22 protein-coding genes and 2 pseudogenes are annotated in these 26,695 nt (G+C 63.8%); 7 read left to right on the top strand and 17 right to left on the bottom strand.

Going from position 1 to position 26,695, the window contains the following annotated elements; genetic code table 11:
• Positions 1-4: 4 nt before the first annotated feature.
• Positions 5-985, top strand: coding sequence for a 5'-nucleotidase (locus DMX11_RS09095; RefSeq protein ID WP_110744218.1), 981 nt, complete (start codon positions 5-7; stop codon positions 983-985).
• A gap of 31 nt (positions 986-1,016) precedes the next feature.
• Here the strand turns inward: DMX11_RS09095 and DMX11_RS26200 are convergent.
• A pseudogene (locus DMX11_RS26200) lies at positions 1,017-1,301 on the bottom strand (3-(3-hydroxy-phenyl)propionate transporter MhpT); the annotation flags it as partial.
• Positions 1,302-1,381: 80 nt separating this feature from the next.
• On the opposite strand from DMX11_RS26200, the pseudogene DMX11_RS09105 reads away from it, so the two are divergent.
• Positions 1,382-1,615: pseudogene (locus DMX11_RS09105) on the top strand (MarR family transcriptional regulator); the annotation flags it as partial.
• A 49-nt stretch (positions 1,616-1,664) separates the two neighbouring features.
• Positions 1,665-2,435, top strand: a complete 771-nt coding sequence (locus DMX11_RS09110) for an SDR family NAD(P)-dependent oxidoreductase (protein ID WP_110744219.1) — start codon at positions 1,665-1,667, stop codon at positions 2,433-2,435.
• A gap of 70 nt (positions 2,436-2,505) precedes the next feature.
• Here the strand turns inward: DMX11_RS09110 and DMX11_RS26030 are convergent, their stop codons facing one another.
• The 4 genes from DMX11_RS26030 to DMX11_RS09125 form a co-directional block, all read right to left on the bottom strand.
• Complete coding sequence (locus tag DMX11_RS26030) at positions 2,506-2,670, bottom strand: hypothetical protein (protein WP_177410723.1); 165 nt, start codon at positions 2,668-2,670, stop codon at positions 2,506-2,508.
• 173 nt (positions 2,671-2,843) lie between these two features.
• Entirely contained in the window at positions 2,844-3,899 is a 1,056-nt protein-coding gene (locus DMX11_RS09115; RefSeq protein WP_110744220.1) for a lipocalin-like domain-containing protein, read from the bottom strand.
• Complete coding sequence (locus tag DMX11_RS09120; protein WP_110744221.1) at positions 3,889-6,351, bottom strand: ABC transporter permease; 2,463 nt, start codon at positions 6,349-6,351, stop codon at positions 3,889-3,891. Before DMX11_RS09120 ends, DMX11_RS09115 begins: the two co-directional genes overlap by 11 nt.
• Positions 6,351-7,016: an ABC transporter ATP-binding protein gene (locus tag DMX11_RS09125; RefSeq protein ID WP_110744222.1), complete on the bottom strand. Its 666-nt coding sequence runs from the start codon at positions 7,014-7,016 to the stop codon at positions 6,351-6,353. The genes DMX11_RS09120 and DMX11_RS09125 overlap by 1 nt, the downstream gene beginning before the upstream one ends.
• 317 nt (positions 7,017-7,333) lie before the next feature.
• Here DMX11_RS09125 and DMX11_RS09130 point away from each other — a divergent pair, with 317 nt between their 5' ends.
• Together DMX11_RS09130 and DMX11_RS09135 are read left to right on the top strand one after the other, a co-directional pair.
• Positions 7,334-8,401 (top strand): aromatic ring-hydroxylating dioxygenase subunit alpha, encoded by a 1,068-nt coding sequence (locus tag DMX11_RS09130; protein ID WP_110744223.1) that lies wholly within the window; start codon positions 7,334-7,336, stop codon positions 8,399-8,401.
• A gap of 12 nt (positions 8,402-8,413) precedes the next feature.
• Positions 8,414-9,364 (top strand): PDR/VanB family oxidoreductase, encoded by a 951-nt coding sequence (locus DMX11_RS09135; protein WP_110744224.1) that lies wholly within the window; start codon positions 8,414-8,416, stop codon positions 9,362-9,364.
• 6 nt (positions 9,365-9,370) lie between these two features.
• Here the strand turns inward: DMX11_RS09135 and DMX11_RS09140 are convergent, their stop codons facing one another.
• Positions 9,371-10,084 (bottom strand): GntR family transcriptional regulator, encoded by a 714-nt coding sequence (locus DMX11_RS09140; protein WP_110744225.1) that lies wholly within the window; start codon positions 10,082-10,084, stop codon positions 9,371-9,373.
• 336 nt (positions 10,085-10,420) lie between these two features.
• Here DMX11_RS09140 and mrdA point away from each other — a divergent pair, with 336 nt between their 5' ends.
• Positions 10,421-12,316, top strand: coding sequence for a penicillin-binding protein 2 (gene mrdA, locus DMX11_RS09145; RefSeq protein WP_110744226.1), 1,896 nt, complete (start codon positions 10,421-10,423; stop codon positions 12,314-12,316).
• Positions 12,317-12,367: 51 nt separating this feature from the next.
• Here the strand turns inward: mrdA and DMX11_RS09150 are convergent, their stop codons facing one another.
• The 5 genes from DMX11_RS09150 to DMX11_RS09170 all read right to left on the bottom strand — a co-directional run bounded on the left by DMX11_RS09150 (position 12,368) and on the right by DMX11_RS09170 (position 17,329).
• The gene (locus tag DMX11_RS09150; RefSeq protein WP_110744227.1) at positions 12,368-13,084 is read right to left on the bottom strand and encodes an ABC transporter ATP-binding protein; all 717 of its coding nucleotides are present in this window, start codon (positions 13,082-13,084) and stop codon (positions 12,368-12,370) included.
• A complete protein-coding gene (locus DMX11_RS09155; RefSeq protein ID WP_105948506.1) occupies positions 13,081-13,854 on the bottom strand; it encodes an ABC transporter ATP-binding protein in 774 nt (257 codons plus the stop codon). Before DMX11_RS09155 ends, DMX11_RS09150 begins: the two co-directional genes overlap by 4 nt.
• Positions 13,851-15,098, bottom strand: coding sequence for an ABC transporter ATP-binding protein (locus DMX11_RS09160; protein WP_110744228.1), 1,248 nt, complete (start codon positions 15,096-15,098; stop codon positions 13,851-13,853). Before DMX11_RS09160 ends, DMX11_RS09155 begins: the two co-directional genes overlap by 4 nt.
• A gap of 10 nt (positions 15,099-15,108) precedes the next feature.
• Positions 15,109-16,047, bottom strand: coding sequence for a branched-chain amino acid ABC transporter permease (locus tag DMX11_RS09165; protein WP_108481449.1), 939 nt, complete (start codon positions 16,045-16,047; stop codon positions 15,109-15,111).
• 133 nt (positions 16,048-16,180) lie between these two features.
• Positions 16,181-17,329, bottom strand: coding sequence for a branched-chain amino acid ABC transporter substrate-binding protein (locus tag DMX11_RS09170; RefSeq protein ID WP_256590549.1), 1,149 nt, complete (start codon positions 17,327-17,329; stop codon positions 16,181-16,183).
• Positions 17,330-17,655: 326 nt separating this feature from the next.
• Here DMX11_RS09170 and DMX11_RS09175 point away from each other — a divergent pair, with 326 nt between their 5' ends.
• Positions 17,656-18,381, top strand: a complete 726-nt coding sequence (locus DMX11_RS09175) for a FadR/GntR family transcriptional regulator (RefSeq protein ID WP_110744229.1) — start codon at positions 17,656-17,658, stop codon at positions 18,379-18,381.
• A 74-nt stretch (positions 18,382-18,455) separates the two neighbouring features.
• Here DMX11_RS09175 and DMX11_RS09180 read toward each other — a convergent pair whose 3' ends face one another.
• From DMX11_RS09180 to DMX11_RS09205, 6 genes are all read right to left on the bottom strand, one after another.
• On the bottom strand, positions 18,456-19,904 hold the full coding sequence (locus DMX11_RS09180; RefSeq protein ID WP_110744230.1) for an NAD-dependent succinate-semialdehyde dehydrogenase: 1,449 nt from the start codon (positions 19,902-19,904) through the stop codon (positions 18,456-18,458).
• 62 nt (positions 19,905-19,966) lie between these two features.
• The gene (locus DMX11_RS09185) at positions 19,967-21,652 is read right to left on the bottom strand and encodes a thiamine pyrophosphate-binding protein (protein ID WP_110744231.1); all 1,686 of its coding nucleotides are present in this window, start codon (positions 21,650-21,652) and stop codon (positions 19,967-19,969) included.
• A 25-nt stretch (positions 21,653-21,677) separates the two neighbouring features.
• On the bottom strand, positions 21,678-22,874 hold the full coding sequence (locus DMX11_RS09190) for an FAD-binding oxidoreductase (RefSeq protein ID WP_110744232.1): 1,197 nt from the start codon (positions 22,872-22,874) through the stop codon (positions 21,678-21,680).
• Between the two features lie 94 nt (positions 22,875-22,968).
• Positions 22,969-23,781: an NAD(P)-dependent oxidoreductase gene (locus DMX11_RS09195; RefSeq protein ID WP_110744233.1), complete on the bottom strand. Its 813-nt coding sequence runs from the start codon at positions 23,779-23,781 to the stop codon at positions 22,969-22,971.
• A gap of 26 nt (positions 23,782-23,807) precedes the next feature.
• Entirely contained in the window at positions 23,808-25,010 is a 1,203-nt protein-coding gene (locus DMX11_RS09200) for a pyridoxal phosphate-dependent aminotransferase (protein ID WP_110744234.1), read from the bottom strand.
• Positions 25,011-25,013: 3 nt separating this feature from the next.
• Positions 25,014-26,678 (bottom strand): hydantoinase B/oxoprolinase family protein, encoded by a 1,665-nt coding sequence (locus tag DMX11_RS09205; protein WP_110744235.1) that lies wholly within the window; start codon positions 26,676-26,678, stop codon positions 25,014-25,016.
• Positions 26,679-26,695 lie beyond the last annotated feature (17 nt).

A 26,695-nucleotide genomic window follows, 5' to 3' on the forward strand; every position in this document is an offset into this window, starting at 1 on the left:
TTCAATGCCCTACCCTATCGAACAGAAACTGGTCATCGGCGTTGCCTCGAGCGCGCTGTTCGACCTTACCGTCCCCGACGACATCTACCAGACCCAGGGCGTTGAGGCTTACCGTCAGCACCAGCAGCAGAACCTGGATGTGCCATTTCCCAAAGGCGTGGCGTTCCCATTCATTCGCCGCTTCCTGAGCATCAACCAGGCCTTCCCCGACCAGCTGCCCGTGGAGGTGGTGCTGCTCTCGCGCAACTCGCCGGAAACCGGCCTGCGGGTGTTCCGCTCGATCGATCATTACCAGCTGGACATCACCCGCGCAGCGTTCATGTCGGGCCGCTCGCCCTACGAATACATCCCGGCGTTCAATGCTTCACTGTTCCTCAGTGCCAACGAACAGGATGTGCAGAAGGCCATCGACGCCAACTACCCAGCCGGGCGTGTACTGCCCACGCGCATCTACGATGACGAGATCGACACCGAACTGCGCGTGGCATTCGACTTCGATGGCGTGATTGCCGACGATGAAGCGGAGAGTGTGTTCAAGCGCGACAACAACCTGGATGAATTTCAGGAGCACGAACGGGCGCGCAAGGGCATCCCCCACTCGCCCGGGCCATTGGCAGACCTGTATCGCAAGCTCTCGCTCATCCGCATGCTGGAGGACCGTAAGCTGGCCGAGGATCCGGCGTACAAACGGATCCTGCGGATTGCCATTGTCACCGCGCGCAACGCGCCATCGCATGAACGCGTGGTGACCACGCTGAAGGATTGGGGCGTGTCGCCGGACGAATGCTTCTTTCTCGGCGGGATGGAAAAGCCCAGGGTGCTGTCGATCCTGAAGCCGCATGTGTTTTTCGATGACCAGCGCAGCCACCTGCAGTCCCCTGCGGGGGATCTGCCGATGGTGCATGTGCCGTTCGGGGTGGCGAACAGAGGGTGTTCACCTGAGCCAGAACTGCTGCAAGACGACGCATCATCGCCCGCGTCATGAACCGTGGCGCACGCTGTGTGGGCCTGGCGCACGCCGCCAGCGCTACCACCGCCAGCCCAGGTGACGCTGCCAGCAGCAAGCCCCCCCCGCCCGCCGCCAGAATCCGCCCGGCGGCCAACATCCCGGTATAGGCAATGAAGACCGCGCGCCCCGCGTAACCTTTGTCCATCATGCGCCCGGTCAGGAACGAGCCTGCCGCGCCGCCCAGGTTGAACAGGATCTGCACCGCGCCTGCCTGCGGCCGGCTATAGCCCTGCCCGATCAACAACGATGGCAACCAGTTCAGCAGCATGTACAACACGGTGAGCGTGAAGAAGCAGGCCATCTCGGCTGCCTTGGGGCAAACCAAGTCAGCCAATTTGTTATCTCAATTAACTATCATGAAAATTACCTTTCCTTTATCCGGCACAGTTCTCGGCACTGGCGGTGATCGAGCGAAACCCGGGGTTGATGCAAGCAGACCTGGCCCGCTCGCTCTCTTATGGGATATTTCTCAGCAAGGCCGGGGAAGCCTTGCTCAAGGAGCTGAAGCAAATTGCCAGCGACAGCGACCGCGAGGCGACAGCGGCGCTGGATGATGAGGAACGCGGGCAGTTGTTGCGGTTGTTGACGAAGATCTATCAGGATTGAAGTGCCAACCCGCATTGCAACCAAGACGCCAACACTGAGGAGCCAGCGCATGAGCCTGATCCCCAACCTTGCAGACAAGGCCGATGTATTGATTTGCGGTGCCAGCCAGGGCATTGGCCTGGCGCTGTGCAGCGCACTGCTGGCCCGGCGTGATGTTCGCCAGGTGTGGGCGGTATCACGCCACGCCAGCACCAATGAGGCACTACTGGCGCTGGCCAGGGCACATGGCGAACGCATGCGGTTGACGGACTGCGATGCCCGCGATGAAGCAGCGCTCGCAGGCCTGGCACGTGAGGTGGGCCGTGCCTGCGAGCACCTGCACCTGGTCATCAGCACCTTGGGCATACTGCATCAGGACGGCGCCAAAGCCGAAAAGTCGTTGGCCCAGCTGGACCTGGCGGGGTTGCAGGCCGGTTTCGCCACCAATACCTTCGCGCCGATCCTGCTGCTCAAGCATTTGCTGCCCCTGTTGCGCAAACAGCCCGCCACATTCGCCGCACTGTCGGCCAGGGTCGGTTCGATCGGCGACAATCGCCTGGGGGGCTGGTACAGCTATCGTGCGAGCAAGGCGGCGCTGAACCAGTTGCTGCACACGGCGAGCATCGAACTGAAACGCCTCAACCCTGGCGCTACTGTACTGGCGCTGCATCCGGGCACCACCGACACCGCGCTGTCGCGCCCCTTCCAGGGCAACGTACCGGAGGGGAAACTGTTTGACCCGGCGTTTGCCGCGCAGTGCGTGATAGAGCAGGTAGCACGGCTAGGGCCGGCGGAGAGTGGCAGTTTCTGGGGGTGGGACGGCAAGCGGATAACGTGGTGAAGATCAGAACCCTCGGCCGGGCGTGCTGTTGCCACCCGGCCGAGGCAGTGCGTTCCATCGCGGGGGCAGCTTAGCGCGGGCCGCCGCCCTGATGGCCGCCATAGCCACCGCCACCACCACCGTGGCCCCCACCGTGACCACCGCCACCACCCGGCGGCATGAACATCCAGCAACCCGACAAGGCGGATACCAGCGCCGCAACCAGGGCTGCGCGGAAAAGGTGTTTCGACTTCATTGGAACGCTCCACAAGGCTAGATCTGCTGCCCGCCGTTGACCGGTGCGGCAGCGGGCGGATTCTAGAGGTGCGGGATGATGGCACGGGGAAACTTTGCATATCTTTACAGTCACCGCGGCGACCGGGCGACGGGCCGGGCCCCTGGGGGCCATCCTGATCAGAACACCCGGTGCTAGTAACCGGTCATCTCCAGATACCCGCGCCCACCCGAACTCCCGCTCAAGCGCACCGGCCCCTCCCAATACGGGAACCGTGTCTGCATCCACGCCTGCGGCTCCACGGCCTCGGCCTGCACATCCACCCCATGCCCCGGCACCTGCACCCGCCAGCGCACCGGTACGCGCTTACCGTTGCCCTGCCTTGCCCAGGCCAGCGCCTGCAGCTGGATCTGTGCGCCGTGCAACGCAACCACCTCACCCAGCGGCCCAACCCAGGTCCCGGCGCGATAGGCCTCCCCCTGCGCCTCACGCACCTGAAACAGCATCAGCTTGGCGCCACTGTCCAGGTGCAGCGAGAACCAGTCCCAGCCTGCCTGACCGGCTGCCAACGGCTGGCTGCTCCATTCCCGGTCCAGCCAGGCCTGGCCGCTGACCGCGATACACTGGCTGCCGCGCTGAACATCACCCTGCACCTGATAGAAAGGCTGGCTGTAATAATACGAAGCCTGCCCCTTGCCAGACTTCTCGCTGTAGCCCTGCGCCCCATGCAGCACCAGCGGCCGCTCGCTGTGGAGGTGGAGGCGGTAGCGGAAACCCTCACCATCCGCGGTCATTTGCAGGTTGTCGACAGTGTCCGCGCCCTGCAGCGACCAGCCATTGATCCACGCCCGAAAGGGCTCGGCCTGCACCCCGGCCTGGCCGATACCGCCACGCGCCAGGGTTTCAGCCGATTGATGGCCGCCCGGGCCAGTCAACGCCGCGTGCCCCATCCACAGGTTCGGGCTGTTCCAGTCGCCGGTTTCCGGACCGGGGCGCAAGGCTGAGCGAAACAGCGTCCACTGCACGCCCCAGTCACGCCCTTGGGCGTCCTTGAGGTTGGCAGTGATGTACCACCACTCGATGCGAAAGCCATCGTGGGCGCCGTGGTCGCGAGGGAATACCAGGCGATGCTCGCGGCTCACCTGGCTGAACCCGCTCGCCTGCTGCCCAAGCCCGGCATAGCTCTGCGGTGCCGGCTGATCACACCCGCACAGTATCCCGCAGAGCAACAGCCAGGCATTAGGTTTCATCGGCAAACGGCCTCAAGAGTTCGCGCGGCTGGCGACGCGCCAATTGCCACAGCGGCCAGGCACTGGCCAGCAGGCTGGTGAGCAGGCCCAGCAGGGCCAATTGCAGCAATTGCGAGGGGAACACGTAGAGCGGCAAGCGCCAGCCAAATGCCTGCACGTTCACCACCGCGACCAGGCACCAGGCCAGCAGCAGCCCCAACGGGATCGCCAGCAGCACGGTGAGGCCACTGAGCATGAGTGCCTGGCCCAGGCTCAGCCAGACCAGCCGTGCGCGCCGCACGCCCAATGCCCACAGCGGCGCCAACTGGCTCAGCCGGGCCTGGCCAAGGGTCAGCAGGTTGATGAACAGCGCCACACCGGCCACGCCCAGGGTCAGGCTGTTGAGCGCGGCAGTGGCGGCAAACGTACGGTTGAACACATCGGTCGACCAGCGTTTCAGCCGTGCCTGCTCGACCACGCGGCTGTCGTCCAGGTTGAAGCGCCGTTGCAACTCGGCCTTGATGGCTTGCCCATCGTCAGTAAGCAGGTCCACGCTCAACCCTGCCAGGGTTGCGCCTGGCCAATGCTCACGCAGCCAGCGGGCATTGACCAGCACATGCCCTTTGGGGTTGCCGTAGTCGGCGTAGATACCCACGACAGTCAGGGCTGGCGAATGGGGTGCTGGCAATGCAAGGCTGTCGCCCAGTCGCAGTTTCAATCGCCTGGCCAGTTGCTCACTGAGCATCACCGCGTGCCCGCTGGCCAATAGTGCCCAGGCGCGAGGCTGTTGTTCCAGCAACGGCCAGCGGGTTCGATAGACCGGGTTATCGACGATGCCCTGGGCCTGCACCGGCCAGCCTTGCAGCTGCATTTCGCCACGCCAGCCAGGCAGCACCACGCTGACCGCAGGTTGCTGCCCAAGCCACTCGGCCATCTGCAAACCCTGGTCAGTATCGCGTGGAGTCAGGTACAGGTCGGCGGACAGGCGCTGGTCAAGCCAGCCAACAAAGGTCTTGCGAAAACCCTCGGTCATGCTGCCCACGCCAACGCTGGCGGCCAATGCCAGCAACAAGGCCATCAGCGCCAGGCTCAGCGCGGGTAGCTGCTGACGGCTGTCGGCGACGAACCATTGCGCCAATGGCCGACGGCAAAGGCGCGCCAGCCCGGCCAGTACCCGGTCGAGCAACGCTGGCAACAACAGCGCCGCCGCCAACAACAGCGCAGCCAGCATGGCGAAGGCGTTTGGCAGGCTGTCGCCGAGCACGCCACAGCCCAAGGCCAGCAGCAGCAACAGGCCCGCAGCTGATGCCTGACGTTTCAGCCATGGCCCCTGCGCCGCTCGCCAGGCCTGAGGTTGTGCCAGCGCCAGTAACGGTAAACGGGCCGCACGCAATACGCTGCCTACCCCGGCCAGCAATGCCCCCGTCACGCTCACCAGCAACCCCGCCAGCCACCACCCCACGGGCAGGCTCAAGGTGCCCGCGACCTGCGCGCCGTAAAGGCCGCGCAAGCTGGCGGACACATCGGGCAGCAACCAGGCCGCCAGGGCGTAGCCACTGGCCACCCCGGCCAATCCGCCCAGCACGGCGAACAGCCCAAGCTCCAGCGCCAAGGCACACAGCAGGGTGTTCAAGCTCACACCGCAGGCGCGCAGGTTGCGAATCAGCCCCCGCCGCTGCTCCAGCGCCAGGCCGATCGCGGCATGGGTGATGAACAGGCCGACGACGAACGCCAACAGGCCAAGGGCAGTCAGGTTGAGGTGAAAGCTGTCGGTCAGGCGCTGCAAACCGCCGTCGTCTTGCCGGGGTTGCAGTTCAAGGTAAGGCGCGATATTGGCAGGCAACGGCCCTGCGTTGCCTGCCAATAAAAGACGCGACAACTGCCGAGGTGCCTGCAGCAACGCCTGCGCGTGGCCGATATCGACCACGATCACTCCGGGCGCCAGTTCAGGTTGCAGGATCAACGGTGGCAGCGAGTGCCCTTCGCTGTCGTGTGCCACCTGCCCAGCGTTCATGTTCAACTGCCGCAAGGTGTCTGGCCCAACCCAGGCTTGCCCGGGCATGCCGATGAACGCCAGCAGGTCGAATGCCTGTGGCTGCACGCCGGCAACGCTGCTGGCCGGTGGCAGGCTCAACGGCTCGATGCCGATCAATCGCACACTGCGAGTGGGCTCACCAGGCAGGCGCAACCGCCCTTCCAGCACCGGCGTCACCGCCCAGCCCTGACTGCGCAGTTGCACGTACAGCGCCTGGTCAAAGCGCTCGCCATGGCGCGGCAGCAATTGCGCCTGCAGCGGCCCTGCCAGCACCGCGCTGGCCCGAGCGTAGTCGCTGCGTGCCTGGCTGTTCAGTGCCTGCACACCGCTCCACAGCGCCGTGGCCAACCACAGGCCGGTAAAAATGCTGAAGCACTGCACACGATGCCGCCGCCAGTGGCTGAGCAGCGCCAACACCGCCAGCGACAACAGCCTCATCAGCCCTTCCCGGCTTGCACACGGCCGGCGCGCAGATAGCAACGCTGCTGCAAGCGCGCCGCCAGCCGAGGGCTGTGAGTCACCATCAGCACACCGCTGCCGGCTTCGTCGACCAGTTGCAGCAACAGGCTCAACACTTCATCACTGCTGGCTTCATCGAGGCTGCCGGTGGGTTCGTCGGCCAGTAACCAGGCCGGGCGCCCGGCCAATGCCCGGCCGATGGCGACACGTTGCTGCTGGCCACCTGACAGTTGCTCCGGGTAATGCGCGAGCAGCTGCGCCAGGCCCAGGCGGTGCGCCAGGTGAGCGACCCAGGCGGGGTCGTGCCGGTCGGCCAGCCTGGCCTGAAATGCCAGGTTGCTCCCCACGTCCAGGCTGCTGATCAGGTTGTACTGCTGAAACACCAGGCCAATGCCCTGCCGCCGCCACTGTGCCAGCGACGCCTCCGCGCGGCTGTCGAGGGCAACCCCGTCGACCATGATGCGGCCGCTGTCGGCACGGTCCAGCCCCGCTATCAGGTGCAGCAGGGTGCTTTTGCCACTGCCCGACTCGCCCATCAGGGCCAGGCTGCTGCCGCGCGGCAAGCACAGGTCGACGCCTTGCAACACCGGCAGCGGGCCTTGGGGGGTGGGGAAGGATTTGTGGAGGTTTTCGATGGCCAGCATCAAGGGGCCTTGGTGGGTTGGGGATCCCTTAAGCAATAGCAGGTCAGGGCAAGCACACCTGAACGTTTATCTGATTTTGCTCATGCGCACATGATCGCCTTGGGCGCTGGCGTTCTGCGGACAGTCGTTGCCGGGCACGCAGCGTAGTGGCAGGCACAGCCGAAGCGCTACGGGGTTGACCTCAAGGCAATGGATCCATAGCAGTTCCGATAATCGCACAAAGATCTCATAACACGAACAAATGATGTTGACCCGGTCTATTTGTCATGGCTCTAATGGATCCATTAAATAAAAACAAAACCCCGGAGAGCCTCCCCATGTACCCCAAAAATACCTGGTATGTCGCTTGCACCCCCGACGAGATCGCCACCAAGCCTCTGGGCCGACAGATCTGCGGCGAAAAGATCGTGTTCTTCCGCAGCCACGATAATCGCGTAGCGGCCGTGGAGGACTTCTGCCCACACCGTGGCGCGCCGTTGTCGCTGGGCTATGTCGAAGACGGCAACCTGGTCTGTGGCTACCACGGTCTGGTCATGGGTTGCGATGGCAAGACGGTGTCGATGCCGGGCCAGCGGGTACGGGGCTTTCCTTGCAACAAGACCTTCGCTGCGGTCGAGCGCTATGGCTTCATCTGGGTGTGGCCCGGCGACGAGGCCCAGGCCGACCCGGCGTTGATCCCGCACCTGGCATGGGCGGTGAATGATGAGTGGGCCTACAGCGGCGGGCTGTTCCACATCGGTTGCGACTATCGCCTGATGATCGACAACCTGATGGACCTGACCCACGAAACCTATGTGCACGCGTCCAGCATTGGCCAGAAGGAAATCGACGAAGCACCGCCAGTCACCACCGTTACCGGCGACGAAGTAGTTACCGCCCGGTACATGGAGAACATCATGGCCCCGCCGTTCTGGCGCATGGCGTTGCGTGGCAACGGTCTGGCCGATGATGTGCCGGTGGACCGCTGGCAGATATGCCGCTTCACCCCACCCAGCCATGTGCTGATCGAAGTGGGCGTGGCGCATGCGGGCAAGGGTGGCTACCACGCCGACGCGCAGCACAAGGCGTCGAGCATCGTGGTCGACTTCATCACCCCGGAAAGCGACACCTCGATCTGGTACTTCTGGGGCATGGCGCGCAATTTTGCAGCACACGACCAGACCCTCACCGACAACATCCGCGAGGGCCAGGGCAAGATTTTCAGCGAAGACCTGGAGATGCTCGAGCGCCAGCAACAGAACCTGCTGGCCAACCCCGAGCGCAACCTGCTGAAGCTGAACATCGATGCCGGCGGCGTGCAATCGCGCAAGGTGCTGGAGCGGATCATCGCCAAAGAGCGCGCACCGCAGCCACAACTGATCGCCACCAGCGCCACCCCTGCCTGAGGAACTGCCAACATGATCGATGCCGTAGTGGTATCCCGAAACGATGAAGCGCAGGGCATCTGCAGTTTCGAGCTGGCGGCAGCGGACGGCAGCCAGCTACCGGCGTTCAGCGCTGGCGCACACATCGACGTGCACCTGCCCAACGGGCTGGTGCGCCAGTATTCGCTGTGCAACCCCCCTGAAGAACGCCACCGCTACCTGATCGGCGTACTCAACGACCCGGCGTCGCGTGGCGGCTCACGCAGCCTGCACGAGCGGGTGCAGGCCGGCGCGCGGCTGCGCATCAGTGCACCGCGCAACCTGTTCCCGCTGGCCGAGGCCGCGCGGCGCAGCGTGCTGTTTGCCGGGGGCATCGGCATTACCCCGATCCTGTGCATGGCTGAACAGCTGAGCCACGGCGGCCATGACTTCGAGCTGCACTACTGCGCCCGCTCCAGCGAGCGTGCGGCGTTTGTCGAGCGGATGCGCAGCGCGCCGTTTGCCGATCGGCTGTTCGTGCATTTTGACGAGCAGCCGGAAACCGCGCTGGACATCGCCCAGGTACTGGGCAGCCCGCACGGTGATGTGCACCTGTATGTATGCGGGCCAGCCGGGTTCATGCAGCATGTGCTGGGCAGCGCCAAGGAGCTGGGTTGGCAAGAGGCCAACCTGCACCGCGAGTACTTTGCTGCGGCGCCAGTGGATGCACGCAACGACGGTAGCTTCTCGGTGCAGGTCAGCAGTACCGGGCAGGTATTCGAGGTGGGGGCCGACCAGACCGTGGTTCAGGTGCTGGAACAGAACGGTATCGAGATCGCCATGTCGTGCGAGCAAGGCATATGCGGCACCTGCCTGACCGGCGTGTTGCAGGGTACGCCAGACCATCGCGACCTGTTTCTTACCGAGGAGGAGCAAGCCCTGAACGATCAGTTCACGCCCTGCTGCTCACGGTCGAAAACGCCGTTACTGGTGCTCGATATCTGAGCCGGCTTACGAAGCCGGCAGGATGACCTTCATGCCCGCGTCTGGCACTGCGCCGCCGAAGGTTTCGGCGTAACGCAGGGTGGCATTGGCGTGCTCGCGCATGATCGCTTCGGCGCGGGCACCCTGGCGGTTGATCAGGGCATCGAACACCGCGTGGTGCTGCATATGGGCGAAGTTGAAGCGCCGGTATTCACGGACCAGGTCATGGCGGTCCACCGCCAGTGCAGTGACCGAAGCGAATGGCAGGTGATCGTTGCGCGCCAGCGCTACGGCGATGGCCGGGTTGTGGCTGGCTTCGATGATCACGTGGTGAAAGCGCATGTTGAGGTCGTGGTAGGCCTGCAGGTCTTCTTCGGTGACGAAGCCCTTGTCGAACAGTTCGTCGCCATCGACCAGGCACTGTTGCAGCGCCGTGCGTGCCTGTGCGGACAAACCACGTTCCGCAGCCTGGCGTGCAGCCAGGCCTTCCAGTACGCCGCGCACTTCGACCGCACCCGCGATGTCATCGGCGCTGACCGAACGCACCTGAAACCCCCTGCCACCAAAACGCACCAGCAGGCCTTCCTGCTCGAGGGTACGAAACGCCATTCGCACGGGCATGCGCGAGACCCCGAACAGCTCGGCGGTGGGAACTTCCATCAGGCGCTCGCCGGCCGCCAGTTCGCCCGAGGCGATCATCTTGCGCAACGCGACCAACACCATTTGACCGGGCTTGCTCATCCAGGCAGTTTCCAGAAACAGGAGCGGGCATCTTAGCGCAAGCCGGGGCGTTGCTGCTGATCTGTTGGGGTTGGCCAATGGAAGTTGCATGGCTTGTAAGTTGGCGAATGCGAAGACGCCCCTCTCGGCTCAGGCTAGCGACCCAGGCACTTTCAGCGCCCGGCCATGAACAAATCTTCATGATCCACCACAGCGCCCTGATCACGGGGTGCACAGCCCATGCCAGGCCACCACCACTGGGCGCTCGGCTTGAGGCTGCGGGATGTGTTGCGTAGCATCCCCCGCCCGTTCGCGCGCCCGCACGGTCATCGCGAAACCCGTCGAAAAGAGCCCCTGATGCCGCAACCTATCCCTCTCAAGGACCACGAAAAGGAAAAACACCTGGTCAACCGCCGGCTTCTGGCCTGCGCCGCCCTGGTGTTCAGCCTGTGTGCCGTGCTGGTGGGCCGGCTCTATGTGCTGCAAGTGCTGCAGCACGACCAGCAGACCGCCGTGTCGGAAAACAACCGCGTGCACGTGCTACCCATCGCCCCGGAACGCGGGCTGATCTACGACCGCAACGGCGTGGTGCTGGCCGACAACAAGCCCAGCTTCGACCTGACCATGACCCGGGAACGGGCCGGCGGCGACTCGGCCAAGGTACTCGACACCCTGACGCAAGTACTTGGCCTGAGCGAGGACGACCGCAAGCAGTTCGACAAGGACCTGCGCCGTGGTCGCAAGCCGTTCGAGCCGGTGACCCTGATGGTGGGCCTGACTGAAGAGCAAATCGCCTTGGTGGCGGTCAACCAGTTCCGCCTGCCGGGCCTGGAGGTGGAGCCGCAGTTCATCCGCGAGTACCCGCTGGCCGAGCATTTCGCCCACTCGGTGGGTTACGTAGGGCGCATCAACGAGAAAGAAGCCAAGGTCCTCGACAGCACCGAATACCGGGGCACGCAGTCAATCGGCAAGACCGGTATCGAACACTTCTACGAAAGCCAGCTGCATGGTCATGTGGGCTACGAAGAAGTCGAAACCAACGCCCAGGGCCGGGTGATGCGCGTGCTCAACCACAAGGACCCGACCCCAGGGCAGGACATTGTCCTGACCCTGGACGCCCACCTGCAGGTGGCTGCAGAGAAGGCCCTGGGCGACCGCCGCGGCTCGGTAGTGGTGCTGGACCCGGCCAATGGCGACGTCCTGGCGATGGTCAGCAACCCCAGCTTCGACCCGAACCTGTTCGTCAAGGGCATCAGCTTCAAGCAGTACGCCGCGCTGCGCGACTCCATCGACCGCCCGCTGTTCAACCGCGTACTGCGCGGCCTGTACGCGCCCGGCTCGACGGTAAAACCGGAAGTGGCCATCGCCGGGCTCGACAGTGGCGTGATCACCCCGGGTAGCCGGGTATTCGACCCGGGCTACTACGAACTGCCCAACTATGCGCACAAATACCGTAACTGGAACCGTAGCGGCGACGGCTGGGTGGACATGTACACGGCCATCATGCGCTCCAACGACACCTACTTCTACGACTTGGCGCACAAGCTGGGCATCGACCGCCTGCATGACTACATGGCCGAGTTCGGCCTCGGCCAGAAGGTGTCACTGGACATGTTCGAAGAGGCTTCCGGGCTGATGCCTTCGGCCGAGTGGAAGCGTGCCACCCGGCGCCAGGCGTGGTTCCCGGGCGAGACGCTGATCCTTGGCATTGGCCAGGGTTACATGCAGGTCACCCCCCTGCAGCTGGCACAGGCCACCAGCCTGCTGGCGAGCAAAGGCGTGTGGCACCGCCCGCACCTCGCCATGACCGTAGGTGGCGCTGCGCCGATCGACCCCCACCCGATGCCCGATATCGTGCTGCACGACAAGCATGCGTGGGACCAGGTCAGCCAGGGCATGCAGATGGTCATGCACGACCCGCGCGGCATTGCCCGTGCGGCGGCGGCCGGTGCGCAATACCGGATTGCCGGAAAGAGCGGCACCGCGCAGGTGGTGGCGATCAAGCAGGGTGAGCGTTACAACCGCGACAAGACGCTGGAACGCCACCGTGACAACGCCTTGTTCGTCGGCTTTGCCCCAGCGGACCACCCGAGCGTGGTGGTGGCGGTGATGATCGAAAACGGTGAGGCCGGCGGCCGAGTGGCCGGACCGGTGGTGCGTGAGGTGATGGATGCGTACCTGCTGGATGCGCAGGGGCATCTGAAGCCGGAGTATGCGGGCGGGGCAGCGCCTCACAGCGTGCCGCACACTTGAAATTGCCAGGGCTGCGCAGCAGCCCCAGACTCTCTTGTCATTGAGAATGGATCATTCGCCCAGGTAGGCCTTCTTCACCTGATCGTCATGCAGCAGGGCTTTGGCACACCCTTCCAGGCTGATGCGACCGCCGTCGATCACATAGGCACGCTGGCAGGTCTGCAACGCTAGCCGGGCATTCTGCTCGACCAGCAGCAGCGTCACCCCGCCCTTGACCACCTCGACGATGGTTTCGAAAATTTTCTGCACGATGATCGGTGCCAGGCCCATGGACGGTTCGTCCAGCAGCAGCAGCTTGGGCCGCCCCATCAGCGCACGGGAGATGGCCAGCATCTGCTGCTCGCCGCCCGACATGGTGCCGGCCAGCTGGAAGGCGCGTTCTTTCAGGCGCGGGAAGATGCCGTACATGTGCTCGATGTCAGCGGCAATGGCGTCCTTGCCGTCGCGTCGGCTGAAAGCGCCCATCTCGAGGTTTTCGTGCACCGTCAGCTTGGGGAAGATGCCGCGTCCTTCCGGCACCAGCGCCAACCCTTCACGGATCAGGTCATGCCCCTTGATCGCCGCGTGCGCCTTGCCGTCGAAGGTGATGCTGCCGGCGCTGGGCTTCAGCAACCCGGCCAGGGTTTTCAAGGTGGTGGTCTTACCCGCGCCATTGGCGCCGATCAGCGCTACCATCTCGCCCTCGCCCACTGTCAGGTCGATGCCCTTGATAGCCTGGATGGCGCCATAGCTGACCTGAAGGTCGCTCACTTGCAGAATGTTCTTCATGCCACTGCCTCCGCGCCGAGATAAGCCTCGATCACTCGTGGGTCCTTGCGCACGTCGGCCGGTAGGCCGTCGGCGATCTTGCGGCCAAACTCCAGCACGGTGATGTGGTCGCACAGCCCCATCACCAGCTTTACATCGTGCTCGATCAACAACACCGTTTTGCCATCCGCCTGCATCTTGCACATCAACTGGCGCAAGCCTTCGGTTTCCGAAGCGTTCATGCCAGCCGCCGGCTCGTCGAGGGCGATCAGCTTGGGTTCGGTAGCCAGCGCCCGGGCGATTTCCAGGCGGCGCTGGTCGCCATAGGACAGGCTTTTGGCCAGCTCGCCGGCCAGGTGCCCGATACCGACGTAGTTCAGCCAGTAGCGCGCGGCCTGACGGATCTCCCGTTCTTCACGTACACAGGCCGGCGTGCGCAAAATCGCGCCAAACACGCCGCTGCGGGTGCGCACATGGCGGCCGATCATCACGTTTTCCAAGGCGGTCATGTTGTGGAACAGGCGGATGTTCTGGAAGGTGCGGGAAATGCCCGCCTCCACCACCTTGTGCGGTTTGCTGATGCGCAGTGGCTTGCCGTCGAACATCACCCGCCCCTGCTCGGCCCGGTACAGGCCGGTGAGCACGTTGAACAGGGTGGTCTTGCCGGCGCCGTTGGGGCCCAGCAGACCACGGATCTCACCACGGCGGATGCTCAGGTCGATGCCGTGCAGGGCCTGCAGGCCACCGAAGAACTTACTGACCTGATGCAGTTCGAGAAGGATGTCGCTCATGCCTTGTCCGCCTCTTTTATCGGGAGTTCGAAGGATGCTTCGCTGGCTGGAGCATGCACTGCGGTGGTGAGCGCTGCAGGCGCCGCCTCCAGCTCGGGGTCGCCATCGTGCAACTCGGCACGACGGCGGTCGGACGGCCACAGGCCTTCAGGACGGAAACGCATGACCAGGATCAGCGCCAGGCCGAACACCAGCATGCGCAGCGTCGAAGCGTCCAGCACGTTGCGCAGGATGTCGCGGCTGATGAAAGTGACGTTGTCCATCACCCACGGCTGGACCCAGTTGACCAGGTCGCGGAACAGTTCGGGCATGACCGAGAGGATCAACGCGCCCAACACCACGCCACGGATCGAGCCCATGCCACCGAGTACCACCATGGCCAGGACCATGATCGACTCCATCAGGGTGAACGATTCGGGGCTGACAAAGCCCTGGTAGCTGGAGAACAGCACACCGGACACGCCACCGAAGGTGGCACCCATGGCAAAGGCCAGCAGCTTGAGGTTGCGCTTGTTCAAGCCCATGGCCTCGGCGGCCACTTCGTCTTCGCGCAGGGCCATCCAGGCGCGACCGATGCGCGAGACCTCCAGACGCTTGGACAGGACGATGCAGAGGATGACGATGAACAGGAAAAACAGGTAGTAGCTGATCACGGGCGACACTTGCAGGCCGAACAGGCTCCAGCCTTGCTGCAACGACACCACTGGCGTTGTACCTGCCCCGGACGCATGCGCCCATGGCCCGAAGTCGACGTGCAGGGGGGCGATGTTGCTGATGCCCTGCGGGCCGTTGGTGAGGTTCACCGGCTGGTCCAGGTTGTTCATGAAGATGCGGATGATCTCGCCGAAGCCCAGGGTGACGATCGCCAGGTAATCACCGCGCAGCTTGAGCACCGGTGCACCGATCAGCACTCCGCAAATAGCCGCGGCGACCGCCGCCAGCGGGATGATGACCCACACCGGCCAGTCCAGCACACCGTCGACCAGGCCGGCCATGTGCAGGTGCGGCGAGGCAAGCAAGGCGTACAGGTAGGCGCCGATGGCGTAGAAGCCGATGTAGCCCATGTCGAGCAGGCCGGCGTAGCCGATGACGATATTCAGGCCCAGCGCCAACAGCACGTAGAGCATGGCAAAGCCCAGGATGCGTACCCAGGTCGGCCCGAGCATGGGGATGGCCTCGACCAGGAACGGCAAGGCGATGAAGCCGAGGATCAGCAGCAGGTACTGGCTCTTGAGGTTTTTCATGGCTGCCTCCTTACGCCCGGTCGGCCTGGCGTTCGCCAAGCAGGCCGTTGGGGCGGAACAACAGCACCAGGATCAGCACCGCAAAGGCAAAGATGTCTTGGTAGTTGGCACCCAGGAAACCGCCTGTTATCTGCCCGGTGTAACCCGCGGCCAACGATTCGATCAGCCCCAGCAGCAAGCCGCCAGCCATGGCCCCGAACAGGTTGCCGATACCGCCGAGCACTGCCGCCGAGAAGGCCTTCAGCCCCAGCAGCAGGCCCATGTAGGCGTCAGCCTGGCCGTAGTTGACCGCACGCATTACCCCGGCAATCGCGCCCAGGCTGGCACCGATCAGGAACGTGGCGCTGATCACCCGGTTGATGTTGATGCCCATCAGCCCGGCCACTTCCTGGTTCTGCGCGGTGGCACGCATGGCCTTGCCCAGGCGAGTCTTGTCCACCAGCAGCCACAGGCCAAGCATGATTACCACCGCGATCAGCATGATCGACAGCTGCACGTTGGTGATGGTGGCGCCAAAAACGTCCACCGGCTGGGTCTCGACCACTTCGGGGAAGGTCTTGTAGCCACGCCCCCAGATCATCATTGCCAGGTTCTGCAAGGCGATGGAAATGCCGATGGCAAGAATCAGCGGGGTCAGCCGCGGGGCCTTGCGCAAGGGCCGGTAGGCGTACTTTTCCATGCCCTGGGCCAGCAGCATGCACACCACCACAGCAGCCATGATCGCCAGCAGCAAGGTGATGATGCCGGGGGCAAAGCCTGCGCCGGCAAGCATCGTCAGTACCGAAATGGTCACCATGGCGCCAACCATCACCACTTCGCCATGGGCGAAATTGATCAGGCCAATGATGCCGTAGACCATGGTGTAGCCCAGCGCTACCAGGGCATAGATGCTGCCCAGCACCAGGCCGTTGAGCACCTGTTGCAACAAAATATCGAAGTTACCGTCCACGAGCTGAATCCTCGAAGCTGCATTGATGTCGTCGCGCGGCAGCACACCGCCGCGCGACCGACAGGCCTGGCAGGTAGGAAATGTCTTCTTGTTATACGGCGGGCAGGCGCCCGCTTGTTATTGGCGGTACAGCTCAGTCACGCTCGACCGACAGGGTCTTCCAGCCGCCGTCAGCGAACTGGAATACGGTTGCCGCAGGGTTTTTGAGGTTGCCCTTGTCATCGAAGGCGATGGTGCCGGTGACGCCGTCATAGCTCTGGCTCTTGAGCACAGGCAGGTACACCTTGGGGTCGTCGGAGCCGGCTTTGACCATGGCATTGATCGCAGCCCAGGTCGCGTCGTAGGCTGCTGGTGACGACTGCACCACACCCACGCCGAACTTGTCCTTGAGCTTCTGCTCGAAGGCTGCCCCTTTGGGCATCTCCAGCAGCGGCATGCCGTAGTTCCAGGCATAGGTGCCCTCGGCAGCGCTGCCGGCCATCTGCTTGAACGAGTCGTTGGGCAGGTTGCCGATGTTCATGAAGCGGGCCTTCAGGCCCAGGTTCTTCATCTGCCTGGCCATGGGCGCAGCCTGGTAGTCGAGTGCGGCGAAGAACACCGCATCGGCCTTCTGCGCCTTGGCCGTGGTGAGAATGGCGTTGAAGTCGGTGGACTTGTCGTTGGTGTACTCGCGCACGACCACGTTGCCGCCCGCCGCCTTGACCGCCTTGGTTACCTCGTCGGCCAGGCCCTGGCCATAGGCGGTACGGTCATCGAAGATGGCGATGCGCTGGGCCTTGAGCTGACTGACCAGGTAGTTGCCGGCGTAGCGGCCAAGGGTCGCATCGTCGTTCACAGTACGGAACACCGAAGGAATACCCTGCTGGGTCAAGGTGGGGTTGGTGGCCGACGGCGAGATTTGCGGGATGCCAGCGGCCGCGTAGATCTTCGAGGCGGGGATGCTGGTACCGGAGTTGTAATGCCCGATCACTACAGCCACTTTCGAGTCCACCAAGCGCTGCGCCACCGCAGTGCCGGTGCGCGGGTCGGCAACGTCGTCTTCGGAAACCAGCTTGAAGTTGGCGACCTTGTCACCAAGTTTCAACTGCTGCTGATTGGCCTCCTCGATGGCAATCTGAATGCCATGTTCGACGTCCTGTCCCTGGTGCGCCGAAGGGCCTGTCAGGGGGCCGGCGAAGCCGATCCTGACGGTTTCAGTGTCTGCTGCGTTTGCCGTCCCCATGGCCATCAGCAATGTTACCGCGGTCGCGAGGGCTGCACGCCCTCCCTTGTTGTTATTCATGCTCAGCTCCCAGTAGTGATTGGACGAACCTCGACATCGCTTACCGCATGCGAATTGGCCGGAACGCCATCGCACTTGTAAGATAACAGTCAGCAGGCAACTGTCAATGGGTGTATGCTGAAGCCGTGGTCAAATATTTTTACCGGCACATGTGCAGGGCGGTTCAAGGGGTAAGCCCGCTCCTACAGATCAGATGTTTGATAACATATGCCTACAACATCACCGCTGGTTGGCTACGGATCCCGCCGCAAGGGGCATCAGGGCTGCGCGCAACCTGCCGGAGAACCCACCGTGATGAGCCAACCAGTTTCAGGAGCAACTTTTCTATGAATGCGTCGTTAGGCACGCGCCGCGCCAATCTGGCGGAAACCGTAATCCAGGAACTTTCCAGCCGGATCGACAACGGCACCTACGGCCCGGGCGACAAGCTGCCGTCCGAACAGGAGCTGTGCAAGGAGTTCAACGTCAGCCGCCCGGTCATTCGTGAGGCGGTGGCCTCGCTACGCCTTGGCGGGCGCCTCATCGCTCGCCAGGGCGTGGGTGTGTTCGTGGTCGAGCAGGATGTGAAACGCATCGGTTTTGCCATCGACAGCGTGGTTGATGACGTGCGCGCCGCCGCACAAATACTTGAACTGCGCCTGGGCATCGAAGCCGAATCGGTGGCCCGTGCCGCCGAGCGCCGCAGCCCGGCCAGCATGGCGGCGATTACCGAAGCATTCGACCGCTTCAACTCACTGGACGGCGCAACGCAGGAGGAAGAAGCCAAGGCCGACTTCGAATTCCACCTGGCGATTGCGCGCGCCACCAACAACCCCCACTTCACGCAACTGCTGGAAGCGCTTGGGCCGGACATCATCCTCGACCTCAACCTCAAGCATGGCCAGGTCACTGGCAAGAACCGCCAGGCACACATCAAGAAGATCGCTCGCGAGCACGGCGCGATCCTGTCGGCGATCAGCATGGGGGATGTCGCCAGTGCGCGCACAGCACTGCGCAAGCACCTTGAAGAGAGCCTGTCGCGGTATCAGCGGTTGCTCGACAGCAAGGCCTGAGTGATAGACCGGTCTCTTTGCGGGCGAGCCCGCGAAGAGACCGGTGCAGGTCACATCAGGGGTTCAGCAGGGCCTCACAACCCCAGGCACACATACTTGATTTCAAGGTAATCCTCGATCCCGTAGCGTGCCCCTTCCCTGCCCAGCCCTGATGCCTTCACCCCGCCAAACGGGGCCACCTCGGTCGCCACCACGCCGACGTTGACCCCGACCATGCCATACTCCAGCGCCTCGGATACCCGCCAGATCCGCCCGACATCCCGTGCATACAGGTAGCAGGCCAGCCCGAACTCGGTATCGTTGGCATGGGCAATAACCTCCTCTTCACTGCTGAAGCGGAAGATCGGCGCCACCGGGCCGAAGATTTCCTCGCGTGCCACGCGCATGTCCGGCGTCACATCGGCGAGCAAGGTCGGCTCGAAGAAGGCCTCGCCCAGCGCATGCCTGCGCCCACCGACTACCACCCGCGCCCCCGCCTCCACCGCGTCGCCCACCAGGCGCTCGACGCCACTGGCAGCACGCCCGTCGATCATCGGCCCTACCTGGGTGCCAGGCGCATCGCCCTGCCCCACCACCAGTTCGCGCACGCGCTCGGCAAAGCGCGCGACAAAGCGCTCATAGATACCTTCCTGGATATAGAAACGGTTGGCGCAGACGCAGGTCTGGCCGCTGTTACGGAACTTGGCGATCAACGCGCCCTCCACGGCCTTTTCCAGGTCGGCATCGTCGAACACGATGAAAGGCGCATTGCCACCGAGCTCCATGGTCACTTTTTTCACCGTCGCCGCTGACTGTTGCAACAGCTGGATACCAATCGGCGTGGAGCCGGTGAACGACAATTTGCGCACCACCGGGCTGGCCGTCAGCTCACCGCCAATCGCCGCCGAATCGCCGGTTACCACGCTGAGCACGCCGGCAGGGATACCGGCGCGCTCAGCCAGCACACAGAGTGCCAACGCGCTGAAGGGGGTTTGCGAAGCAGGCTTGAGTACCAGCGTACAGCCTGCGGCCAAGGCCGGCGCTGCCTTGCGGGTAATCATCGCCGCAGGGAAATTCCAGGGTGTGATCGCCGCGCACACTCCGATCGGCTCCTTGGTCACGATCAGCCGGCGATCAGCGCTCGGCGAAGGAATGACATCGCCGTAGATACGCTTGCCCTCCTCGGCGTAAAACTCCACATAGGCTGCCGCAAAGGCAATCTCGCCACGGGACTCGGCCAATGGCTTGCCCTGCTCGGCCGTCATGATGCGTGCCAGGTCTTCCTGATGGGTGAGGATTTCGCGGAACCACGCCTGCAGCCGGGCGGCGCGCTCCTTGGCGGTGAGGGCACGCCAGGCCGGCAAGGCGCGTTCGGCAGCGGCGATGGCGCGGCGGGTTTCATCGGCGCCCATGCGGGGCACATGGCCGATGACCTCGCCGCTGGCCGGGTTGGTCACCGCAATGCGCTGGCCACTGTCGGCAGCCAGCCATTTTCCGTCGATATAGCAAACTTCACGCAGCAGATCACGATCGGCAAGGTTCATGTCGATTGGCTCGTTCGAAGAAAGAAAAAGGTGGGGCCAGACGGCGCCCCACCTGAGGCGAATCAGCGCTGGGCCTGCAAGGCCTTGTCGCGGATCTGGCTGAGGGTCATGCGCGGCGTCAGGGCCTCGGGGTCGACCTGGATCTCGATCAGCGCCGGCTTGCCCGAGGCCTGGCAGCGCTCGAAGGCGGCGGCGAAGTCTTCGGTGCGGGTAACCGTCTCACCGTGCAGCCCGTAGGCGCGTGCAAGTGCCGCGAAGTCCGGGTTGTGCAGTTCGGTGCCGGAAACCCGCCCTGGGTAGCTGCGCTCCTGGTGCATGCGGATGGTGCCGTACATGCCGTTGTTGACGACGATGGTGATCAGCCGAGCGTCGTAGTGCACCGCTGTGGCCAGCTCCTGGCCGTTCATCAGGAAGCAGCCGTCACCGGCGAAGGCCACCACGGTGCGTTGCGGGCAGGTCAGTTTGGCGGCCACCGCTGCGGGCACTCCATAGCCCATCGAGCCGTTGGTTGGGCCCAGCAGCGTACGGAACACCTGGTGCTGGTAACCACGGTGCACCCAGCCGGTGTAGTTGCCAGCCCCGCAGGTGAGAATGCTGTCGGCTGGCAGGGTTTTGTTCAGCCAAGCAATCACTTCGCTCATCTGCACGTCGCCCGGCGAACGCGGGGTTTCGAAGTTACCCCGGTAGCCACTGTTGAGGCTGGCGACCCAGTCGGCGAACGCGTCCGGGCGCACCGGCCCGAGGATATTGGCCTGACGCAGGAAGCTGCCCGGGCCTGCATTGATGCCCAGGGTCGGCTGGTAGACGCGGCCAATTTCCTCAGCGCTGGCATGCACGTGCACCAAGGCCTGCTTGGGTGTGGGGATGTCAACCAAGGCGTAGCCGCCGGTCGTCATCTCGCCCAGCCGGGCACCGACCACGATCAGCAGGTCGGACTGCTTGACCGCCTCTACCAGCACCGGGCCGGCCGCCAGACCCAGGTCACCGGCGTAGTGCGAGTCGGTGTTGTCGAACAGATCCTGGCAACGGAATGAGGCCGCCAGCGGCAGGTTCTGGGTGTGCACGAACCGTTTCAGGTCGGCCACTGCCTCGGCCGTCCAGCCCCCGCCGCCAGCCACCACCAAGGGCCGCTCGGCCTTGGCCAGCAACTGCTGCAGCTCCCCCAAGGCTTCGGGTGCCGGCGCTGCCTCGACGCGCTTGGCCGGGCGAGCATCGGCCACCTGCACCAGGTCGGTCAGCATGTCTTCCGGCAAGGCGATCACCACCGGGCCGGGGCGGCCACTGATGGCACGCTGGAAAGCCTGATTGACCAGTTCGGGGATGCGTGTGGCGTCGTCGATCTGCACCACCCACTTGGCCATCTGGCCGAACATGCGGCGGTAGTCCACCTCCTGGAAAGCCTCGCGCTCGATCTGGTCGCGAGCCACCTGGCCGATGAACAGCAGCATTGGCGTGGAGTCCTGGAACGCTGTGTGCACGCCCACCGAGGCGTTGGTCGCACCCGGGCCACGGGTGACGAAGCAGATACCCGGCTTGCCGGTCAGCTTGCCATAGGCCTCGGCCATGTAGGCGGCGCCACCTTCCTGGCGGCAGACGATCAGGTCGATTTCATCCTGTACGTCATGCAGCGCATCGAGCACCGCCAGGTAGCTTTCGCCAGGCACGCAGAAGGCGCGCTCGACACCATTCACGCGCAAGGCATCGACCAGCACCTGGCCGCCACTGCGCTTTACTTCGGAGTTGCTCATTGTTGTTCTCCCTCAGGCGCTGCGATCAGATGACCGAATCTTCCAGGAACGGCTTGTTGTCGATTACCCGCTGGTAGCTCAGCGCGCCCAGGTCGAGCGAGCGGTAGGCACCATAGGTGATCAGCTCGGACAGCCCGCGGCCGATGGCCGGTGCCTGCTGCAGGCCGTGGCCGCTGAAGCCGTTGCAGAACAGGAAGTTGCCGACCTCGTTGTGCGGACCGACGATGGCGTTGTGGTCGAGCACGCAGAAGTCGTAATGCCCGGCCCAGTAGTTGACGACCTTGATGCCTTCGAATGCCGGCACGCGCTCGGCGAGGATCGGCCAGACTTCTTCGTCGAACTCGGCGTGCAGCACCTCGAAGTCCTCGAAGTCCACTTCCGGGTCGTTTTTTGGATACGTGCCGCCCAGATAGAACTTGCCCTCCGGGCGGAAGAACACCCCGGTCGGGTCGATGGTCAGCGGCACGGTACCTTCCAGCGGCGTACGGCAATCGAACACGAACAGCGAACGACGGCGTGGCTCGACCGGAATGTCCAGGCCGGCCATGCGCGCGACCTGGGTGCCGCGGGTACCGGCACAGTTGACCAACAGGCCGCAGCCAATGCGCTCGCCGCTGGCCAATTGCACGCCAGTGATGCGATCGCCTTCACGCCGGATGCCGACCACTTGGTTCTCGATGTACTCGATACCCATCGAACGCGCCTTGCGACGGAAGCCGTTGAGCATGCCCAGGCTGTCGAACCAGCCTTCGCCGCTCTGGCCGTAGCTGGCGCCTGCGAGGCTGTCGATATTCACCCAGGGGAATTTGCGCTTGAGCTGTTCGGGGTCGAGCAGATGGACATCGGCGCCGTGGGATACCTGGGTATCGTGCAGGCGGCGAAGCACTTCATAACCCTTGTCGTCACCGAGGAACAGGTAGCCGTTTTCGTGAAAGGCCAGGTCCGGGCGATCGCCTTCCACTTCCATCACATCCGGGAAGCTGCGCACGAACTCGGCGCCGAATTTGGAGATTTCGATGTTGATCGGATTGGAGAACTGCTGGCGAATCGAACTGCTCGACAGTGCGGTGGCCGATTTGTTGTAGGTCCAGTCGCGCTCGATGACCAGTACCGAACCTTTGAAGTCCGGGTTGTTGGCCAGGAAGTAGGCGGTAGCGCTGCCGTTGACTGCGCCGCCGACGATCACCACATCATAATTCTGTTGTTTAGCGGTGGAAGCCATGGAGTGAGCTCTCTTCTGATGTTGCGCTGATCACAATGCAGATGGCCCTGTTCCGGCCCCCTCGCCGGCAAGCCAGCGAGAGGGCCGAAACAAGTCATTTCGGATCTTCGAAATGCCCGGCACCGGCGAAGTTGCCGCCGTGGTAGCGCGCGGCTGGCTCGTCAGGCTTGAGCGGCGGATGCTCGGCAAGCACCTTCTCGCGATAGTCATCGGCGCTGTCTTTCGGCACGTAGCCGATGGACGAGGCCAGACGGTTGTCCCACAGGCTTTCGCGGTTGTTCGACATGCCGTACACGATCATGTGGCCAACCCGCGGCGCCAGCAGTGAGCGCTCGGTGAGCTGGGCGAAGTCGTCGAACGACAGCCAGGTGGCGAGCATGCGCCGGTCCAGCGGCTCGAGGAACGACGAGCCGATGCGCAGGTTGACCGACTCGATGGCGAACTTGTCCCAGTAATAGCGGCCCAGGTCCTCGGCAAAACATTTGCTGAGGCCATAAAGACTGTCGGGGCGATGCGCGGCGGTAGCGTCAATGGTCTCGGTGCGATCGTAGAAGCCGATGGCGTGGTTGGAACTGGCGTACACCACGCGCTTGACGCCGTTGCGCCGGGCGGCTTCATAGATGTTGTAGGTGCCGACGATGTTGCCGTTGAGGATCTTGTCGAAGGTGTCCTCCACCGGCACGCCACCGGCATGCACGATGGCATCGACACCCTCGGTCAGCGGCAGCACGTCGTCGAAATTGCCCAGGTCGCAGCGCACCAGTTGTTCATGGGGCGCAGCATGGCCCAGGTCGGCGATGTCGGTCAGGCGCAGCTCGTCAGCGAATTGCGCCAGGTGCTTGCGCAGCACGCTACCCAGGCGCCCGGCGGCGCCGGTGATCAGCAGGCGTTTGAATGGCTTGCTCATGATTTACCTCTGTGTAGATCGATTGATCAGACCAGCGCCGCAAACGCGTCGCGCAGCTGGCCCAGTGCCTGTTCCAGTTCCTGACGGGACGTGGCGAAAGACAGGCGGACATAAGGCTCCACGCCGAACGCCGAGCCTGGTACGGTCGCCACCTTGCCTACACGCAACAGGTACGCCGACAGCTCGGTATCGTTGCTGATCACGTGGCCGTCCGGGGTGCGCTTGCCGATGAAGGCACTAACCTCGGGGAAGGCATAGAACGCACCCTGCGGCATCTGCAGCTTGAGGCCGGGGATCTGCGCCAGGCCGTCGACCACCAGGGCGCCACGCGCCTGGTACTCACGGTTGGCGTCACGCACGAACGTCTGCGGGCCGTTCAGTGCCGCCACCGCAGCCAACTGCGAAATGCTCGACGGGCAGGTGGTGGTCTGCGATTGGGTTTTGTTCATGGCCACGATCAGGTCTTTGGAACCTGCCGCATAACCCAGACGGTAGCCGGTCATGGCGTAGGCCTTCGACACACCATTGATCAGCAAGGTGCGCTCGCGCAGTTGCGGGCACGCCGTGACGAACGACACGAAAGGCTGGTCGCCGAGCACGATGTGCTCATAGATTTCGTCCGAGATGATCAGCACCTTCGGGTGGCGCTCCAGCACCTTGCCCAGGGCGGCAAACTCCTCGCGGGTGAAGATCGCCCCGCTCGGGTTGTTCGGCGAGTTGAGCATCACCCAGCGCGTACGCGGGGTGATCGCAGCCTCCAACTGCTGCGCAGTGACCTTGAAGCCCTGTTCGGCACCGCAAGGGATAACCACCGGGACACCGCCGTTGAGCATCGCCATGTCGGTGTACGACACCCAGTATGGTGCCGGGGTGATCACCTCGTCGCCTTCTTCCAGGGTGGCCAGGAAGGCGTTGAACAGCAATTGCTTGGCACCATTGCCCACACAGATTTCGTCCAGGCCATAGACCAGGTCGTTTTCCCGGGCGAACTTGTCGACGATAGCCTGGCGCAGCACTTCCAGGCCGTTGGGCCCGGTGTAGTGGTTGTTGCCGGCGAGCATCGCCTGATAGGCCGCCTCGATCACGTGGGCCGGCACGTTGTAGTCTGGCTCGCCCAGCGCGAGGTTGATGACCGGTTCGCCCTTGGCCAGCATCTGCTTGGCCAGCACCGACACGGCCATGCTCGGCGAGCTTTTAACTGCCTTGACGCGGCTGCTTTGCACGTCCATCGCTCAATGCTCCTTGGCGGCTTCGAAGCCGTAGTCGTGACGCGCCTGCTCGGCGCTGATGTAGCCGAAGCGCAAGTCACGCTCGACTTGCTGGCGGTCGCGTAGGCGGGGGTCGCCGTAGCCACCGCCGCCGGGCAGTCGCAATACCAGCCGACGGTCTGCCGGCACGAATTGCTGGCCCTTGCCGCGCAGCAGGGTGCCGTCATCCAGGCCGACGAAGCCTTCGGCGCCCTGCTGGCCACCCTCAAGGCCGCGAGCAGCATGCTGGATACGGTCGAACATGGCGCTGAAGCGGAAGCTGTAGCCCTCGGCCGCAGACACTTCGATTTCCTGGCCCAGACCGCCGCGCAGCTGGCCGGCACCGCCGGAGCCTTCACGCAGCTCCTTGCGCCACACCACCACGGGGCCAGCGTGCTCGGTAGCTTCCACCGGCATGGTGTGCACGCCACTGGGGAAGGCCGTGGCGCTGAGGCCATCCATCGCCGAACGGGCGCCCATGCCGCCACTGTTGAACATCAGCATCTCGGCGTTGCGGCCGTGCGGGTTGTTTTCCAGCGGGCGTACGCTCAAGTGCAGGTTCCACAGGGCACTGGCACCTTCGGCCGGCACCTTGCCCGGCAGACACTTGTGCAGCGCACCCAGCACCAGGTCGGGGACGAAGTGGCCGAGCACATGGCGCACCGACACTGGCGCCGGGTGCTTGGCATTGAGGATGCAACCCTCTGGTGCAGTGACTTCGAACGGCTCCAGTGATGCGCTGTTGTTAGGAATTTCAGGTGCAACGATGCACTTCAGGCCATAGCAGGCATAGGCCTTGGCGTAACCCAGCGGCACGTTGATGCCAAACTGGCTCATGCCCGAGGTGCCGGTGAAGTCGCTTTTGATCCCATCGGGACCGACCGTGATGGTGACCGCCAGGGTCACCGGCACGTCGTAGCCGTCAAGGGTCATGCTGTTGCTGTAGGTGCCATGCGGCAGCGACTTGAAGCACTCCAGCGTGGCACGGCGGCTGTGCTCGAGGATGAAGCCGCCGATGTGTTCCAGGTCGTCCAGCCTGAACTCTTCGAGCATGTCGAGCAGGCGCTTGTGGCCAGTCTCGTTGCACGCCGACAATGCGTAGAAGTCACCCACCACGCGGTCGTTCTCACGTACGTTGTTGCGCAGGATGTTGATCAGGTCACGGTTGACCTGGCCGCGCTCGAACAGCTTCATGATCGGGATGAACAGGCCTTCTTCGTACACCTCGCGGGCATCAGGACCAAAGCCGCGGCCGCCGATGTCGACCACATGCGCGGTGCTGGCGAAGTAGCCGATCAGCTTGCCCTTGTAGAAGGACGGGGAAACGATGGTGATATCGTGCAGGTGACCGGTACCCTTCCACGGGTCGTTGGTCACGTATACATCACCTTCGAAGATGTTGTTTTCACCGATGTCGTTGATGAAGTGCACCACCGCCTCGGCCATGGTGTTGACATGGCCAGGGGTGCCGGTGACGGCCTGGGCGAGCATGTTGCCAGCCCGGTCGAAGACGCCGGCCGACAGGTCGCCGGCCTCGCGCACACTGGTGGAAAACGCCGTGCGGATCAGGGTCAGGGCCTGTTCTTCGACCACCGAGACCAGGCGGTTCCACATCACCTGCATTTGAATGTCGATCAAAGTATCGCTCATGGTTCTGGCTTCCGGAT

The organism is Pseudomonas sp. LB-090624 (assembly GCF_003205205.1).
GTDB lineage: Bacteria > Pseudomonadota > Gammaproteobacteria > Pseudomonadales > Pseudomonadaceae > Aquipseudomonas.

Bases quoted from the DNA above. Each gene is read 5' to 3' on its own strand.
- DMX11_RS09175 (WP_110744229.1), top strand. From the start codon at position 17,656: ATGAATGCGTCGTTAGGCACGCGCCGCGCCAATCTGGCGGAAACCGTA.
- DMX11_RS09185 (WP_110744231.1), bottom strand. From the start codon at position 21,652: ATGAGCAACTCCGAAGTAAAGCGCAGTGGCGGCCAGGTGCTGGTCGAT.
- DMX11_RS09130 (WP_110744223.1), top strand. From the start codon at position 7,334: ATGTACCCCAAAAATACCTGGTATGTCGCTTGCACCCCCGACGAGATC.
- DMX11_RS09140 (WP_110744225.1), bottom strand. From the start codon at position 10,084: ATGAGCAAGCCCGGTCAAATGGTGTTGGTCGCGTTGCGCAAGATGATC.
- DMX11_RS09120 (WP_110744221.1), bottom strand. From the start codon at position 6,351: ATGAGGCTGTTGTCGCTGGCGGTGTTGGCGCTGCTCAGCCACTGGCGG.
- DMX11_RS09135 (WP_110744224.1), top strand. From the start codon at position 8,414: ATGATCGATGCCGTAGTGGTATCCCGAAACGATGAAGCGCAGGGCATC.
- DMX11_RS09195 (WP_110744233.1), bottom strand. From the start codon at position 23,781: ATGAGCAAGCCATTCAAACGCCTGCTGATCACCGGCGCCGCCGGGCGC.
- DMX11_RS09180 (WP_110744230.1), bottom strand. From the start codon at position 19,904: ATGAACCTTGCCGATCGTGATCTGCTGCGTGAAGTTTGCTATATCGAC.
- DMX11_RS26030 (WP_177410723.1), bottom strand. From the start codon at position 2,670: ATGAAGTCGAAACACCTTTTCCGCGCAGCCCTGGTTGCGGCGCTGGTA.
- DMX11_RS09125 (WP_110744222.1), bottom strand. From the start codon at position 7,016: ATGCTGGCCATCGAAAACCTCCACAAATCCTTCCCCACCCCCCAAGGC.
- DMX11_RS09095 (WP_110744218.1), top strand. From the start codon at position 5: ATGCCCTACCCTATCGAACAGAAACTGGTCATCGGCGTTGCCTCGAGC.
- DMX11_RS09190 (WP_110744232.1), bottom strand. From the start codon at position 22,874: ATGGCTTCCACCGCTAAACAACAGAATTATGATGTGGTGATCGTCGGC.
- DMX11_RS09115 (WP_110744220.1), bottom strand. From the start codon at position 3,899: ATGAAACCTAATGCCTGGCTGTTGCTCTGCGGGATACTGTGCGGGTGT.
- DMX11_RS09150 (WP_110744227.1), bottom strand. From the start codon at position 13,084: ATGAAGAACATTCTGCAAGTGAGCGACCTTCAGGTCAGCTATGGCGCC.
- DMX11_RS09170 (WP_256590549.1), bottom strand. From the start codon at position 17,329: ATGAATAACAACAAGGGAGGGCGTGCAGCCCTCGCGACCGCGGTAACA.
- DMX11_RS09160 (WP_110744228.1), bottom strand. From the start codon at position 15,098: ATGAAAAACCTCAAGAGCCAGTACCTGCTGCTGATCCTCGGCTTCATC.
- mrdA (WP_110744226.1), top strand. From the start codon at position 10,421: ATGCCGCAACCTATCCCTCTCAAGGACCACGAAAAGGAAAAACACCTG.
- DMX11_RS09205 (WP_110744235.1), bottom strand. From the start codon at position 26,678: ATGAGCGATACTTTGATCGACATTCAAATGCAGGTGATGTGGAACCGC.
- DMX11_RS09155 (WP_105948506.1), bottom strand. From the start codon at position 13,854: ATGAGCGACATCCTTCTCGAACTGCATCAGGTCAGTAAGTTCTTCGGT.
- DMX11_RS09110 (WP_110744219.1), top strand. From the start codon at position 1,665: ATGAGCCTGATCCCCAACCTTGCAGACAAGGCCGATGTATTGATTTGC.
- DMX11_RS09200 (WP_110744234.1), bottom strand. From the start codon at position 25,010: ATGGACGTGCAAAGCAGCCGCGTCAAGGCAGTTAAAAGCTCGCCGAGC.